The organism is Paenibacillus sp. 2TAB23, from assembly GCF_052115165.1.
Lineage (GTDB): Bacteria > Bacillota > Bacilli > Paenibacillales > Paenibacillaceae > Pristimantibacillus.
In genome coordinates, this window is the sequence record NZ_JBFRGD010000006.1 from 285007 (window position 1) to 300955 (window position 15949).

A 15949-nucleotide genomic window follows, 5' to 3' on the forward strand; every position below is an offset into this window, starting at 1 on the left:
CTTAGAATGTGTTTAAATAAATCGCAATTCTAATCGATAATCGACGGTTTCACTCGGCTCTAATATACGGAGCGACTCTCTCTCCCTTTCGTACGCCCTGCCCCTCGTCCAGCAATTAGAAGGCTCAAGCCCAAGTACATGCTCACCCGATCCTGGCATGTGCCATTGAACAAATTTCGGAAGCGTGACAGGATCCCATTCCAGTTCGACCGATAGCCCTTGTGAATTGGTGTATGCAGGACAAGCCGGGAATGAGGGACTATGAATACGTGCGCAGACCGCATTCCTGCCTTCGTCAGGCTTATGATAATACACTTGTTCCTTGAAGGAAGGATCAGGCGCTTGCCATCCCCCCATCCTTCTCGTATCCATATCGCTGTCGCGAGTTGAAGTTTTTCCTTTGGGAAGCTCCACTGTCGTGTCCTCGGCAAGCAGCGGGAATCCGAAGTTGAAATGATAAAGCATCATATGAGGCGCAGGACGAAATCCAACGTTCTGAACGGAATCCAGGATGGCTATGCGATTTTCCCCTAAATAGCTAGTTAATGTCCTAGTCAAGCGTAAATGCTCGCCAAAAATCGAGGTCTCCTCTGCGACTCCACGGAATCGCAGCACATAATCGTCGCCTTCCCATTCTGACCAAGAAGAAATTTGGCGTGCTGGCGTATGATGAATTCGGCCATGAAGACCATAAGCACCGTCGCTGTCTTTACCCGGTGATCCAACCTGTGTTAATCCGCATGTCATAAGCAAGCCACCGGATGCCGTTCGCAGCCATTCCGCTTCTCGCTGATCGTAATAAGAAGGGTGAGGCTCTCCGTTGCCCGCAGACCAACTAACGGGTACGCCATGCATTTCGGCAAGTGAGATATCCATCCCCTTGCTTGGCGTGATCCAGTAAGATAACCCCCCTCCGGTTCGCACTCGGAACGTGTCTACTCCCGCTTCAGGTCCTTCGCTTCTGGTGTAACGTTCAATGCCGCCAATTTGCTCGATACGGCCAACTCTCGCTTCCAATTCGCGGCGTTTCCAGTCTCTTCCGTAAAGTTTCACGCTTTCCGCCCCCTTCAGCAGTGCTATTCCCAGTTCAGCGACACCGTATGATCCGTTTTCTCCGACTCCAAAGCCGCCGTGAAAAGGTGATGGCTCATCGCCGCTTCTTCCGGTTTCGCGCATTGGAAGGAAGATTGGTTGTCTTTGCCGTTTGCGATCTCATCGCAGAAAGCCGCCCACATCTGTAAGATCGAGTCCGAGAAACCGAATTCGAAGATACCTCCAGTAATCGTTCCATAGGCTGATTTATACGGAACGTCTGTAATATGCCATGCCTGCTCGCCGCTTGGCTCGTAGGGAAGGAATGCGACCTGCTTCGGGTTCTTGGTCGTGAACTCCGCTGACCCTTTTGTGCCGTTAATGCGGATAAACCAAGTGTTGGCGTGACCTGGAGCAATCCGTTTCATGGAAAGCACCATCGGGAAATCATACTTATCTGTTTTGACCTCACATGCCAGAATCGCATTGTCCCATGTTTCACAAGCGGCCATGCCGCCTTTTCCATCTGGGCGCTCCTCCACGATTTTACTAAGCAGCGACCTTACGTTCGCTGGCTTCCAACCGAAGCGGAAAGGAAGATGCGCGACGTGCATGCCCAAATCGCCCATGCAGCCGTATTCGCCATTGGTTCCGATACGGCGTTTCCAATTGATCGTTTTGTTCGGATCGAGGTCACTGCTATGCCAGAAGCCGGCTTCAACCTCGATGATTTGTCCGAATTTTTCTTGATTAACCCATTCTACAATCCGCTGGGCTCCCGGGAAGAACGGAAATTCAGAGGAGCAGCGAACGGTCACGTCCGGATTCTCCGCGATTGCTTTCATGATTGAACGATTGGCTTCTGCATCGATCCCAAATGGCTTTTCGCCAAGCAAATGTTTTCCGGCTTTAATGATATCTATATATAATTGCTCATGCAGGTTATGCGGCACTGCGCAGTAGACAGCATCCACGTCCGGATCCGCGATGAGCTCTCGGTAATCGGAAGTGGCTTTCTTCACGCTAGGCAAATTATTTGTGAACCATTCTGTCGCAGGCAGGTGCGCATCGCATACATGTGTAATTTCAGGAATAAAATCCACATTGGTCAAGTGGCACCAACGCGCCGCGGCGCTTGCAAATTCTTTTCCCATTAATCCGCAGCCGATGACACCGAAGCGAATGACTTTTTTCGGCATGCCGATTACGCCCCTTTCAAAATAGCGATTGCTTGCTCAGGCGTCGCGCCTTGGTGAACGACAGCCATAAACGCGCGAGTCATCGCCTCTGGATTATCATGCTGGATGACATTTCGTCCGTATACAATTCCTGAAGCTCCTTGCTCCATAAGAGCATAGGTTCTCGACAAAATTTCTTCGTCCGAAGCCCGTCCGCCGCCGCGTGGCAATACCGGCTTGCCTGATGCGGCTTCTACGACCTTATGATAATCCTCTACGTTATCGCATGGATCGGCTTTGATAATATCCGCGCCAAGCTCCGTACCTTGACGAACAAGCGGAACGATCTTCGTAATGTCGCCATCGACCATATAGCCTCCTTTTTGCTCATTCGGAAGCATAACGAGCGGCTCTACCATAAGCGGCATGCCATAACGTTCGCAATCCGTTTTCAGCTTCGAGATATTTTGTACGCATTGGCGATGAAGCTCCGGTTGTCCCGGCAGAAGCAGCAAATTTACAACGACACAAGCTGCGTCCAGGCGAACTGCTTGTTCAACCGGATTATGAATGAGCTCACTGAATAAGTGTGAGGGAAGCTTCGTACCGTACACGTTAGCAACATCCGTACGCAGCACGAGTGAAGGTTTTTCTTTGCCTCGAATAGCTTGAAGATGCTCTGCTTGGCCAACGCTAAGCTGTATCGCGTCGGGATTGGCACGTACAATCGTCTCGATTGCCGCTTTCATGTTCTCGATGCCTGCCAAGAATGAATATTCATTGAAAAAGCCATGATCGATCGCAACGTCAAAGCACTTGCCTTGTTCACTAAATAAACGATTTAAACGAGCGGTAACGGACATTTTTGACACACCCCATATACTTGTTTTAATGGTAATTACGCTTTGTTGCTGCTGCGGAACGTACGCATAATTTGCTGCGCGTCTTCTTTAAAGTCCTGAATGACATTCATCATGAATTCGTGATAGAACGTCTTCTCTTCCGACTGGTTAAAACGTTCTTTGGCCCGGTCAACAACCTTAAGCGCCATTCCTGTGTAATAATTGATTTTAGACGCACCGTGATCGATTGACTTATGGAAGTCTTCCTCCGACAACCCAGACCCACCGTGCATCACGATCGGAACACCCGCCGTATTCCGAATTTGCTCCAAGCGCTTTAAATCCAAAACTGGTTTTTTCAAATAAACGCCGTGCACAGTACCAAACGCAGCGGCAAGCGCATCAATACCGGTTCGTTCAACAAACTCCCTTGCTTGCTCGGGATCGGTATAGAGCGAAGTATCGTCAATGATTGAATCATCGTCCTCGCCTTCCGCCCCGCCGCTTTTTGGCCGGGTTACGTAGCCGAGCTCACCTTCCACCGAAACGCCAAGCGTTTTAGCAATCCTCACGATCTCTGCGGTTTTGCGAACATTTTCTTCATACTCATACTCCGATCCATCGAACATGATCGCGTTAAATCCTAAATGCATCGCATTCGTAACCGCGGAGAAGCTCTTTCCGTGATCGAGAAGGATGCTGACCGGTACCTTGGCTCGGTTCATCGCTTCTACCATGATGGGGGCAATCTGCTCGAGCGGCGTATACTTAAAATGAATTTCAGCATGGCACAGGATGACTGGCGACTGTTCATCCTCAGCGGCCTCAATGATTCCGCGAACCATTTCTAAATTTATTGCGTTAAAGCAAGGAACGGCATAGCCCCTACGAGAAGCATCCCGCAGCATTTCACCCATCGAGACTTTAGACAAATTACCTACCGCCTTTCTATTCAGTCTATAATTCGAAATGTTCGTTTCAAACATATTATAGTTAATTCCTGTTTAATAAGCAATATCAAAATTACAATCTCAAACTCTATCTTTCTTTTAAAAGAAAAGCATTCTAATTAAAAACGTCAAAATTATCCGCATTTCATTAAAGAAATCAGCTGCTTCACCTAAAAATCAACCCTAAAATTTTTGTTATACAAATGAACAAAAATTGTTTATAATGAACATATACTTTTATTGGAGGGATAACAAATTGTCACTAATGGGACTCGACATCGGAACGACTGGATGCAAGGCTTCGCTCTTTGACGAGGGAGGGACTCTTCTGTCAGCAGCGTATATGGAATACCCTTTGGAACAGCCCAAACCGGGAGATTACGAGCTAAATCCAGAACGAGTCTGGGAATCCGTCAAACGGGTTATCGCAGATGCGCTCTTAGCCGTTCCCGGCATCAATGTTCGCGCCCTTAGCATTTCTTCCTTGGGCGAGACGGTTGTTCCCGTTGACCATGATGGACATGTATTAAGCAATGCCATTTTGTATACGGATCCAAGAGGTATAGAGCAAGCTGCAATCATTGAACAAAAAATCGGAAGGGAACGGACGATGGAGCTTACGGGAGTCCCCTTGCATCCGATGTTCTCCCTCCCAAAGGTCATGTGGATCAAACAATACCAGCCTGAGATTTACCAAAAAGCATGGAAATTCATGCCGTTTGGCGATTTCATCGCATTTTTACTCACGGGTATTTCCGTTACGGACTACACCTTGGCCTCCCGTACTATGGCTTTTAATGTGTCCAAAAAAGAATGGGACTCTGAAATGTTTGACGCCGCCGGAATTGAAGTAGGCAAATTTCCTGACCTCATTCAGTCTGGCCGAATCATTGGCTCCGTTCGCAATGAAATAAGGCAAGCGCTAGGTTTCCGTTCAGAAACGTTAGTAGTAGCAGGTGGCCATGATCAAGCCTGTGCCGCTCTCGGTGCAGGCATTCTACATAACAACCATGCGGTGGACGGCATTGGAACCGTGGAATGCATTACGCCTGCCTATACTTCACCGATTCTGGATACCAAGATGCTCCAGTATCAATTCAATTGCGCACCGCATGTTATTGAAGGTCTCTATTTGACGTACGCCTTCAATTTTACCGGCGGTTCCCTTATTCGGTGGTACCGGGACAAGTTCGGTCAAATCGCCGAAGCCGAAGCCCGCAAATTAGGCATTAACGTTTACGACTATTTGAATTCAACATCTGCCGAATCGCCTACCGATTTGCTCGTAATTCCTCATTTTGCCGGATCGGGTACGCCTTACATGAATCCCGAAGCCAAGGGCACGATTTATGGATTGTCGTTTGATACAGATTCCACCCATCTGTACCGGGCATTAATGGAGGGGGTTACGTACGAAATGCGCTACAACCTTGAATGCCTCGCGGAAGCAGGCATTCCTATTGAGACGCTGCGTGCGGTAGGCGGCGGAGCTAAATCCGACGAGTGGCTGCAGATCAAGGCAGACATCATGAATTGTCCGGTAGAGAGATTAAACGTTAGCGAAGCTGGTACGATGGGCAACATCATTCTTGCAGGAAAAGCTTCCGGCGTTTACCAGTCTTATGAGGAAGCAGTGAACGTACTGGTCAAACCGCTTCGAGTGTTTTACCCAAGTGAGCCTAATACGTCCCTCTATCAGGAGCGGTATGAGAAATACAAAGCTCTTTCGCGAGCAATTTCCACCTTATAAGTTTGAAAAAGAAACATTCCAGGATGCGCAGCCAAGCTGCAATATCGGGAATGTTTCTTTTTTTGAGTGCTACCCCGTAACGAAATAAGCAGTGATGTCAGAGCAAGTCTGATATCACTGCTTGTAACGCATTTGCTGCGGTTTGATTAAATGCAAACTGCGACTAATTCAGACTAAGCGTTGGTTCTCCCCAGAAAGCCCAATCATATCCGTAATCCCCAAGGGAGTCCGTAATCAGGGTCATGACAACGGACTTTCCAGCATAATCGTCCAAAGCAAGGCTAAACGGCGTCCATGCCCCTCCAGGCATAAGGTCCTCCGACCATAACACATGCCCGTTTACCGCAATACGGAAGCCGACTCCCTGCGAATCATCCGCGCCGTCCTTGATTCCGATATATCCGCTAATCTTGGTATCAACGCCTGCCGGAAGCGTTAAAGCGTAGTCGATATGCGTCTGCCCCCGCTGAGGCGGGTGGGCGTCCAGTCCCTGCTTTTCGATACCTAGCACCGAGCCTTCACCGGCACTTCCTCCGAAAGGACCTTGCGGCGCTCCTTCCGTTCCATTCTCGAACAGGAGACTCGAATCGAAAGGTTCATCGGACAAAGCAAGCGGAAGCTGTACCGGTGCTGCAGTTCCGTAAATGAGATACAGCATATCGGTAGCAGGAGCCGTAACCTGGTAACGATGATTGCCAAGATCCGTATACTGAGCCAAGCCCGATAACGATTCCACGGATGTAATCGTCTGGGGGCTCACTAGCTTCAGATTTACGGTACGTGCAGTACCTGCCACAGGATCAATCACGACGCGCGGAGTTACCCATACGGCCGAGTCGTTGTCTACGGTGGTGCCTGGATGTGTCTCCAGCCGGATCGTAACTTCCTTGCCTGCGAATGAAGCTAAATCCAGCTCCACGGATATAGGAGACGCGCTTCTGCTGAATTGTTCCTCGCTTAGAACGGGACGCGTCGCAGCCGGAGCTGCTTTCTCCCAAGCGAACGCTTTGAAGGTTACGCCGTCGCTGCTTAGCACATTCTGCTCGGAGCCTAGCTGAACACCCGTCTTAAATACGGACGTACGATCTTCTGGAAGCAGCACGTCAAATTCCAACCACGTATGTCCTCCTTGCCATTGCCCCGAATAAGGAGGATGGGCAAGCATTCGGTCTCCCCAGTGCTGCACGGTTCCGCCTTGTGGAAACGTATGGGAAAACCCGTTTTCAGACGAGAAAGGCGCGCTTGTTTCATGAACAGTACCGTCGCCGAGCTTTTCGCCTGCGCGAATCGGGCCCGAATAATTGAGAAAGTCGATGGTGGCTGGCTGCTGTTTGTCCTCCAGCGATAATACGGCATGGCTCGTTTTGAGAGATAGCCGCTTCATCGCTACGTCGGACGGCCATTCATAGACATGGAACGCATTGGGGTCTCGGGCCTCTTTGCTGTAAAGATATGTTTTTTCCGGATTCAGGCCGAACAGCTTCGTAGAGTCATAGAGATACCAATCCGGAATCCGGCCAGGAAGCTCGACGGTTTCGTTGCCGTATAAATAGCGAAGCACGTCCTCTCCTACAGCGGGTGCTCCCAAGCTGTAATCGGTTAGCTTCTCGCCAAACGCATCTCTTTCATATTTGGCTGCTTCTCCATCGGCTGTTCGGAACGCAAACAACGTCGTATCCGACCAACTCGTAAAATCCGCAGCCGGCTTCTCGGCTTGGTACCAGCGAACCTCATCCAGAAACTGCTCCATGAGTGGCGATGCATTCGCGACTTGGTCATAGTTAGGCCTTGAAAGCATGGGAATGGCACCCAGACGGTTCTGGACAACCTTATGCCAAGCGATAAAATAGTCCTCGGTCAACGGGTTTGCATGATCGGGATGACCGTAGATCGTTGTGTAAGGAGCGAAAATAGCCGAGCTCGCCGGGACGACTTGGTCGATCTTGTTCGTATCCCACGTACCCGTTGGAGCAAAAATGCCATAAGCGTGGCGCTGCGCGAAGGCCTCGTACCGCGTCGTAATTTCATTCAGGCTCTCCCCACCCAGCGCAATATTCGTCGGCAGCTCTTCTCTTAATTCCTTATGAAGGGCAATATTCCCTTCCATCATGTTCTTGCCGTCCAACAAGCCGTTGGCGTCATTATACATCAGCAGCGATTGATCCAGATGGATCGCATCGGGACCTACCTCTTGGACGAGATCGACCATTTTGCCGACAAACAGATCGCGCCAGACTTGCGATGCCGGATTAATTTGTGCGAATTTAATCTGCTCCGATCCCGCGGTGTACTCCGAATAAATCGGATCAAGCGTAAACGGATCCTTAACCTGATAAGGCTGCATCGTTGCATACGCAGGATTGCTAGGAGTCACGCCAAAAATATTGACATAGAGCATGACCTTGAAGCCTAGCGCTTGTGCGGCATCGATTTTATCCGCAATGTCCGGTTTTGGTGAATAGTTCGGGAAATTGACATCGTAGGGATCGGATCGCCAGCCAGGTACGACAAGGAGCGTTTGTTCAGCATTTACCTGTTGCGCCAATGACTCTAGCAGCGGTTCGTCCTCTAAGTCCGTCAGAACGGTGAACGCGATATCCTTCGCCCATTCCGGCTGAAGACGCGCCAGCTTGGACAGATCAAACTTCTTGTCCGCCCACTCGCGGTACTTCGTTGCGCCATTCACCCAATCTCCTTCATATGCCCGGAGCCGCCAATCGGTAGATACCGATCGGGTCGTTTCTTGGAATGGCGCGGGACTGTGCGTTTCCATACCCACGTAGAAATTCCCGTTTTCATGCTTGACGTGCAGTGTCTTGAAAAAACGGGCATCGTCGTTGGCATGCACGAGCATGCCGCCTTCCTCGCCCTGAATAATAAACATCTGCGCTTCCCATATGTTGGGATAGTCGAACTGCTGGAAGCCATAGGCAGCATCGGGCGATTCCGCCGTAAGGCGAATGCCCCCCAATACGGGAATAATCAAATCATACGTATCGGGCACAATGAGTCCCCATTGAATACCCGAAATCCCCTGCGCTGCTGAATCCGCATGTTGGCTGACGGTAAGCGTGCCGTCATACTTCGCAGCAACGGTCGTTTCTAATTCTGCTCTGCTGGAACCGGCTCCCCAGGTTTGCCCGAAGGTCGTATGCCCTTTCTTGATAGCCGAGCTGGAAGCAGAGGAGTTATTCCACAAATTCGTTAAAGACAGGTGACGAATGCCCGTTAACGGGCTGCTATTGCCAAGTGCCAAGCCGACGCTTCCGTAAGTGAAGTTGATGGCGCCTGTGCTTGCATTCAAAGTGACTAGCGCACTGTTGGCGGAAGCGAATCCATTTAGCATGCCGAATACAAGGATAAATGCCATGCATGCCACCAATTGCCTTTTGACATGAAATTTCATTATGAATCCCCTCTCCTGATACCTGCTTCTCCGTCGTTAAGACTCAAGCAACCTTGTCTGGAAGCTAGCGCTTCCCTCGCTAACGAATACTCCCCACCCCCCTTTCTGACAATCGTATAACCGCGTACTCAAAGCAATCGCATCGTTCACGTAAACCACGCACACCGTTCCGTCAAGAAACACGCGAAGTTCGTAATCGGTGCCCGGCACGAGCTCCACCGGCCTTTCCATGCCGACGACGTAAGGAACATCCCCCTTTCTTGGCCACTGATCCAGCACAATTCGGTTCCTTCCCGGCTCCAGCCGAATCATATAGCCCTGCTCCAGCTGTTCGTCCGCCCGCACAATAATTCCGCAGCCGCGTGTGTTCGCGCCAAATGCAACATTCACCGTGAGTTTGCATTGCGTGGGCAGTACTCCGGCATAGGCGCAGGCAAAGGAGTCCTCAGCCTCGGCAGCGGCTCTTGCCCCTTCCAACTCCCAGCGGCCAAGAGCTTCCGTGAAAGAGAATGGCCTCTCACGGGTCCATGCCGCATTTACGGTTTCAGGCACCTTTACCAGCAAGGTTCCGTCGCCTTGCTGAACGATTTCGTGAACGACAAGACTGCCTCCCCACTGCCAAGTCCCGCCATCATGTTCCCCTTCTCTCGTCGGATTCCATCCGAATGCGTATCGCCTCTCTCCGTCGGTCCACGTCTTAGCCGCGTAGAAGGCCCGAGTGTCAAAGCCATCGTTCTCTGGCGCAATCCACGGGCCCTGCAGCGACTCGCTCATGCGGTAATGGGTCACCGTGCGGTCGGAGAATGTGGAATAGACCAGATACCACCATTTCCCGATCTTGAACAGTTCCGGGCATTCGTGCGTCGTGTACAAGGAAGGAGCCCAGAACGGCTCCCTAACCTCCCAGCTCTTCAAATCCTTCGAGGCGCATAAAGCAACGCAGCCGCGGCGTTTGGAAGGCCCCTCCTTTAACCGGGCGGCCAGCAGCATCCAATATTCACCCGCTTCTTCATTCCAGAACACGAATGGATCTCGCCAATCATGCTCCTCATACCGGTCCGCAGGCGCATAAAAAGCATCTTCGGGTATTTTCTCCCAATGAATCATATCGCTGCTGACCGCATGCATAACCGCCTGCTGCTTCTTGCCTTGAGACGGATAATGAAAATTGTTGCCGGTATAGAAAATATGGTACACCTCGCCGACTTTCAGCAGACATCCCGTATAGATATAGAGGTCCTGCTCCGTTTCCCCTCCTCTTGGAAGCACCTCGCCATACTCCGTATAGGTGACAAAATCCTTCGTGCCAATCAGAAACCACGGCGTGCCTTCGCCAAACGTTTCCTTATCCCGCCAATCCTTCAAATAAAGCAGCTTGAACTCCCCGTCTTCATGAAACGGTATGACATCAGCCAGCCAGCCATCCTCCGGTTTATAAAAGAAATTACCCATGCTATTCCTTCACGCTCCCTAACACGATTCCTTTGACAAAGTACTTTTGCAAAAAAGGGTAAACCAGCAATATCGGCAAGGCACCTACAATAATTTGCGCCGCCTTGGATGTGCGCGTGGATATTTGCGACAGCTTGTGGATATCCTCCTGCTTCACCTGCGAGAAATCGAAATTGATAATGATCGTCTGCAAATAGGACGATAAGGGGTAATGCTCCGGTTTATTCATGAGAATAAGGCCGTCGAACCAACCATTCCAATGCCCGACGATTGTAAACAATCCAACGGTCGCAAGCCCGGGCAGGGACAAAGGCACATAGATGCTCCACAAGGTTCTTACATGTCCCGCTCCGTCTATAAAGCAGGATTCCTCAAGCTCTTTGGGAAGTCCACGGAAGAAATTGAGCAGCAGAATGACGTTAAACACGGGAACGGCACCAGGAATGACGAGCGCCCAGATCGAATCCAGCAGCCCAGTATTTTTGATGGTCATATACCAAGGTACCAGGCCGCCACTGAACAGAATCGTAAATACGAAAATCCAGACATAGCCCGTACGGAAGCGAAACGACCTCGCTTCCTTGGACAAGGGGTAGGCGATCATGATCGTCAGCATCATATTAATAAAGGTGCCAAGCACCACTCTCTCGACGGTGATACCAAGCGAACGGATAAATTCCGGCCGGCTTATAATGAAATCGTAAGACTTAAGCGAGAAGTCGACCGGCCAGAAGGTTACCTGTCCGGCAGCTACCGCGGCGCTGTCGCTAAAGGAAACCGCCATCACGTGAATCAACGGAAGAAAGCATAGGAAAGCCAAAAAAATCAGAAACGATGAATTTACGGCTAGGAACAGGCGTCTGCTCCAGGAAATATGCTGCACTTTGGGTCTCTCCTCTCTAGAAAATTCGGTAATTCGCGAACCGGTAAGCCAGCCAGTAGGACACCGAAATCAGCAGAAAGGAAACGACGGACTTAAACAAGCCTACAGCCGTTGCTACTCCGTACTGTGCATCGTTAAACGCGATCCGGTAGATCATCGTATCCAAAATATCACCGCTCTCATATACGAGCGGATTAGAAAGATTGAATACTTGGTCAAACCCCGCATTCAGCACATTTCCAAGGCTCAAGGTCACCATAAGGACGATAATCGGCATCATGCCGGGCAGCGTAATATGCAGGGTCTGCTTCCATCTGTTCGCTCCATCCATGACTGCTGCTTCGTAGAGCGTTGGATTGACGCTCGTAATCGCCGCTAAATACACAATGGTGCTGAAGCCAAACTCCTTCCAAACGTCCGAGAAAATGAGCACCGCCGGAAACCATCGGTTATCTGCCAGAAAGAATATGGGTTCTACCCCGAGCTTGCCCAGGAGCGCGTTCACGATCCCTTCTGACGGGGACAACAGATCGATCAGAATGCCTCCGAGAATGACCCATGACAAGAAATGGGGCAGATAGATGAGCGTTTGTACCCCCCGTTTGATGGATGAACGGGTAACCTCATTTAACAATATCGCAATGAGGATCGGCACGAATAATCCTGCAATGATCTTCATACAGGCGATGAAAATCGTATTCCATACTACTTGCCCCGTGTTCGGCATATCCAGCACAAATTTAAAATTGTCAAATCCGATCCAAGGAGAACCGAACCAACCGCTGAATATCGTAAACTTTTGGAAAGCGATAACTACCCCCAACATGGGGACATAACAATAAATAAGAACCAGGACAAGCCCCGGCAACAGCAGCAGATGCAACGGCAGCTCCCGCATCCATTTCGCAGCTTTCATTTCTCTCTGTGCACCACCCTTCCAAACGTTTGAAGGGGAGGATGACAATCCTCCATCTTCCCCTTCGCCAAACCTCAATCTATTTCTCCTGCTTATTGCTTCTGCGAGGATAACCAGTCATTGATTTCTTGCAGAATCTGCTCTCCGCCAAGCTTGTTCCAGTCCTCGACGAAGGTATCAAATTCGTCAACCGATGCAGCTCCCATAATGATTTTGGTAAACGTTTCTTTCTCCAGCTTGTCGAGCGTAGCCCACTTATCCGTCATGGTCTGCGTCTGCCCTCCGAAAGCCGTCATCAGCAGTCTGTCGCCGGTATAGTTATCCATAGTGGCCTCAAAGCCGAAGTATTGGTGCGCAACTGCCCAATTTTCCATATTGCCGGTCTTCAGATAATCAACGGTAGGACCGTATTTATCCGTTTCCGTCAGCGCATCTTTCAGCAGGCTCTCGTCCTCGTTTTTGATGGCTTCCCGCAGCAGCGCGAGTGAATCCAGCACGCCTTGATTGGACACGCCTGATTGAACGATCGAGAGCCTAGAGGTGTTGATTCGTTCCCCGCCCTCTTCAACCGTAATAAATTTGCCTTCGTTCCTTCTTGATCCATGAACGACTTCTTCGTGCAGGTTCAACATTTTGACGACCGCTTCCGGATGCTTGAACCCTTTGCGTACGACGACATATCCGCTGGCCGAGAATCCTGCGCTTGCCTTCGTCGGCATCTCGTCTATTGATGGCACAGGATATGGTTTCCATTCCATACCCGGGTTTTTCTTAACGGCATCGTAGAACACATACGGATTCCAATTCGCTCCAAATGCCATGCCAAACTTGTTGGCGGCAATGTCTTCTGCCACTTTGTTGCCGTCCTTTACGCCGAATTCCCGATCCAGCTGCCCGCCTTTATACATTTCCTGCAGCTTGGCAAGCACTTGCTTCATCTCTGGCTGAACGGAGCCATAGCTCACCTTGCCGCCGTCGTCTTTTATCCAGGTTTGGGGATAGGCATGATAGGCGTTGGAGAACCCGGTAATGGACGTAATCGGGCCGTACAAATAATTGTTAATCGCTATGCCAAACGTATCATTCTTGCTATTCTCGTCTGGGTCCTTATTTGTAAACGCTTCCGATATTGCAAATACATCCTCAATCGTTTTAGGCTCGGGCAAGTTAAGTTTTTCTAACCAATCCGTTCGCACCCACAGCAGGTTCGGCTCATAGATCGGGGCATTTACGACCGGAATGGCAAGCAGCTTGCCTCCGAACGTAGCCGAAGCGAGCGCAGCACCTCCATCTCCCATTTGAAGCTCCTTCGTATGGTCGGAAGCATACTTCTCATAAGCTCCCGTCAAATCCTCCAATTGACCAGCGTCCGCCAGCTGCTTCAGTTGGCTCGCTGATACAGAGAACACCTCCGGCAAGCTCCCCGATGCGATCGACACGTTCAGCTTTCGGTTATATTCGCTGGCAAGAGCCGTCCAGTCATGCACAACCTTTATGCCAAGCAGACTCTCATACTCCCGGTACCAAACATTATTGTCGATACTGTCGCCTTGCGGATATGTCCACGTTTGATCCACTGGACGTGCGATATGAAGCTCCACGGGCGGATCGTATTTCTCGAACGGATCTCCTTTTTCTAAAGATTCTCCCTGGGATTCACCCGGCTGCGACGCTCCATCCGTGTTCGCCGGCTTTTCATTCGCTCCGTTACTGCAGGCCGTAAGAACAAGCGTAAACACCAGCACGCTTGTCAACAGCATACTAAAGCTCTTTTGTTTCATATGCTTACCCCCTATGATCATATACAGATGCTTCATCCCGCTCTGCTAGCCTAATTATAGGCGCTTCAAATCCGTGCTCTCTACTCGCCGATTTTCACTTTCGATTATCCTTTTTGGATATCTCATGCCGGTCCCTATACTCCTGGGGAGTCAAATTCGTTTCTTTCTTAAAAAAACGGTAGAAGGATTGCTCCGTCATGAAGCCGATCGCTTTGGAAATATCCTGAACGATCATCTGCCCTTGCGCTAGCAGCTTTTGCGCCCTCGCGAGCCGAGCGTCCGTTATGAAATCGGTCAGCGATTCGTTCGTGATTCGTTTATATAGCCTCGTTAAATAATAAGGATTGTAGCCCACGACCTCGCCAATGCGGGTTAAAGACAAATCGCCTGCGAGATTATGCTCCACGTACAATTGAACATGCTTGATTAAATCGTCTTCCTGGTAAATCTGGTCGTTATGCTTCTGCTCGAACAACCTCTCCGACAGCAGCGACAGATAGTCATCCGCTTCGTCCCAGGAGCGATGCGCATCGTACCTTGCCAGCTTGCTCATATCCATCGTCGCGCTTATTTCGGCATGCAAGCCCCAGCGGTTCATATAGGACAGGAAGAGAGAAACGAGAGAGTAATAAATTTCCAGCTTTAGAGAGTCATCCGTTTTCATGGCTCCTCGAACCACTCCCATGAGTTTGCTGTACTCTGTGTGGAAATGTTGTCTTTGCCCATTTTCCAAATAGACCGCTAATGTACCGAGCTTCTCCAGCTGGCTGCGGACCTCATGAGTTTGGACCTCCGTTTCCGGGGCCCCCCCTTTGGAGCCTTGCCCATCCAACAAAATCAGCTCTTTGCCCATGCCTAGTCCCCGGCCGAGCAATCGTTTCAATGCACTAAACTGCTCCGGGGCTCGTTCCCACGACCTCATTTCTCCAGCCGCTGCAAATGAAACGCACAGCTTAAGAAGCTGCTTGCAAGCCATTTGAATCGTATCGATTGTGCCTTGGACGAATCGGACCGTCCAGTTCTCTGCTTCGCCGCGATCCAGCGGTTGAAGAATCAATAGCAGCTTATTTCTCTCGTAACTCACCGTTAAGCAATTTGTCGATTTCCCGAAATATTCTTCGGCTATGTTCTGGATCGCATACAGCATAAGATCCCTATCCCCGTTGCTAAACTCATCACGCCAGTCGTCTACACGCCCGATAACTAGCAGTACCTTGCCCTTCGAGCTAAGCGGGACTTGAAGTTCTACGAATCTTTGCTCCAGCTTCCTAAGCGAATCCGAGTCTCCTTGAATGACATCCAGCATGTAGCTATTCAGAAGCAAAGGCCTCGCAAGTTTTATTTGGCGCTCCGCATTGCGAATCAACTGCTTGGATTCCACTGCCTCAAACAATAGAGCAGCAGCCCGCTCTACCGACCGTAGAATGGCATCATGGCCTTCCGTTTTCAGAAGGTAGTCCACGCCGCCGTTGCGCAGCACCTGTTGAATATAATCAAAGTCGTCATAACCGCTCAAAAATATGATTTTGCACCAAGGCCATTGCCTGACAATCTCCTTTTGCAGCTCGAGGCCATCCATTCCCGGCATTCGAATATCAGAAAGAACGATATCCACTTTCATTCGGCCGAGCGCAGCCAAAGCCTCCGCGCCGGAATAGGCACCGAATACTTCCATTTCCAGCTTGCCTGATTGGCTGAACAAATCCAGCAGGCTCTCCACGATCAATCGCTCATTATCGACAATTAACAGCCTAAGCAT

General features: G+C 50.2%; 11 protein-coding genes. 1 reads left to right on the forward strand and 10 read right to left on the reverse strand.

The features are described 5' to 3' along the window. Positions 1 to 12 precede the first annotated feature (12 nt). The 4 genes from AB4Z29_RS11940 to AB4Z29_RS11955 are packed head-to-tail and all read right to left on the reverse strand — an operon-like array spanning position 13 to position 3984. Positions 13 to 1053, reverse strand: coding sequence for a DUF4432 family protein (locus tag AB4Z29_RS11940; RefSeq protein ID WP_441943268.1), 1041 nt, complete (start codon positions 1051 to 1053; stop codon positions 13 to 15). Between the two features lie 23 nt (positions 1054 to 1076). Continuing rightward, positions 1077 to 2231 (reverse strand): Gfo/Idh/MocA family protein, encoded by a 1155-nt coding sequence (locus AB4Z29_RS11945; RefSeq protein WP_441943269.1) that lies wholly within the window; start codon positions 2229 to 2231, stop codon positions 1077 to 1079. A 5-nt stretch (positions 2232 to 2236) separates the two neighbouring features. Beyond that, on the reverse strand, positions 2237 to 3073 hold the full coding sequence (locus AB4Z29_RS11950; RefSeq protein WP_441943270.1) for a class I fructose-bisphosphate aldolase: 837 nt from the start codon (positions 3071 to 3073) through the stop codon (positions 2237 to 2239). Between the two features lie 35 nt (positions 3074 to 3108). Beyond that, the gene (locus tag AB4Z29_RS11955; RefSeq protein WP_441943271.1) at positions 3109 to 3984 is read right to left on the reverse strand and encodes a class II fructose-bisphosphate aldolase; all 876 of its coding nucleotides are present in this window, start codon (positions 3982 to 3984) and stop codon (positions 3109 to 3111) included. A 283-nt stretch (positions 3985 to 4267) separates the two neighbouring features. On the opposite strand from AB4Z29_RS11955, the gene AB4Z29_RS11960 reads away from it, so the two are divergent. Beyond that, positions 4268 to 5752, forward strand: a complete 1485-nt coding sequence (locus AB4Z29_RS11960; protein ID WP_441943304.1) for an FGGY-family carbohydrate kinase — start codon at positions 4268 to 4270, stop codon at positions 5750 to 5752. 163 nt (positions 5753 to 5915) lie between these two features. Here AB4Z29_RS11960 and AB4Z29_RS11965 read toward each other — a convergent pair whose 3' ends face one another. The 6 genes from AB4Z29_RS11965 to AB4Z29_RS11990 form a co-directional block, all read right to left on the reverse strand. Then, complete coding sequence (locus tag AB4Z29_RS11965; RefSeq protein ID WP_441943272.1) at positions 5916 to 9158, reverse strand: DUF6259 domain-containing protein; 3243 nt, start codon at positions 9156 to 9158, stop codon at positions 5916 to 5918. 36 nt (positions 9159 to 9194) lie between these two features. Next, positions 9195 to 10610 (reverse strand): GH32 C-terminal domain-containing protein, encoded by a 1416-nt coding sequence (locus AB4Z29_RS11970; RefSeq protein ID WP_441943273.1) that lies wholly within the window; start codon positions 10608 to 10610, stop codon positions 9195 to 9197. A gap of 1 nt (position 10611) precedes the next feature. Further along, entirely contained in the window at positions 10612 to 11493 is an 882-nt protein-coding gene (locus AB4Z29_RS11975; protein ID WP_139993401.1) for a carbohydrate ABC transporter permease, read from the reverse strand. Positions 11494 to 11509: 16 nt separating this feature from the next. After that, entirely contained in the window at positions 11510 to 12409 is a 900-nt protein-coding gene (locus AB4Z29_RS11980) for an ABC transporter permease (protein WP_441943305.1), read from the reverse strand. Between the two features lie 92 nt (positions 12410 to 12501). Continuing rightward, the gene (locus AB4Z29_RS11985; RefSeq protein WP_441943274.1) at positions 12502 to 14190 is read right to left on the reverse strand and encodes an extracellular solute-binding protein; all 1689 of its coding nucleotides are present in this window, start codon (positions 14188 to 14190) and stop codon (positions 12502 to 12504) included. Positions 14191 to 14284: 94 nt separating this feature from the next. Then, positions 14285 to 15949: a response regulator transcription factor gene (locus AB4Z29_RS11990; protein ID WP_441943275.1), complete on the reverse strand. Its 1665-nt coding sequence runs from the start codon at positions 15947 to 15949 to the stop codon at positions 14285 to 14287.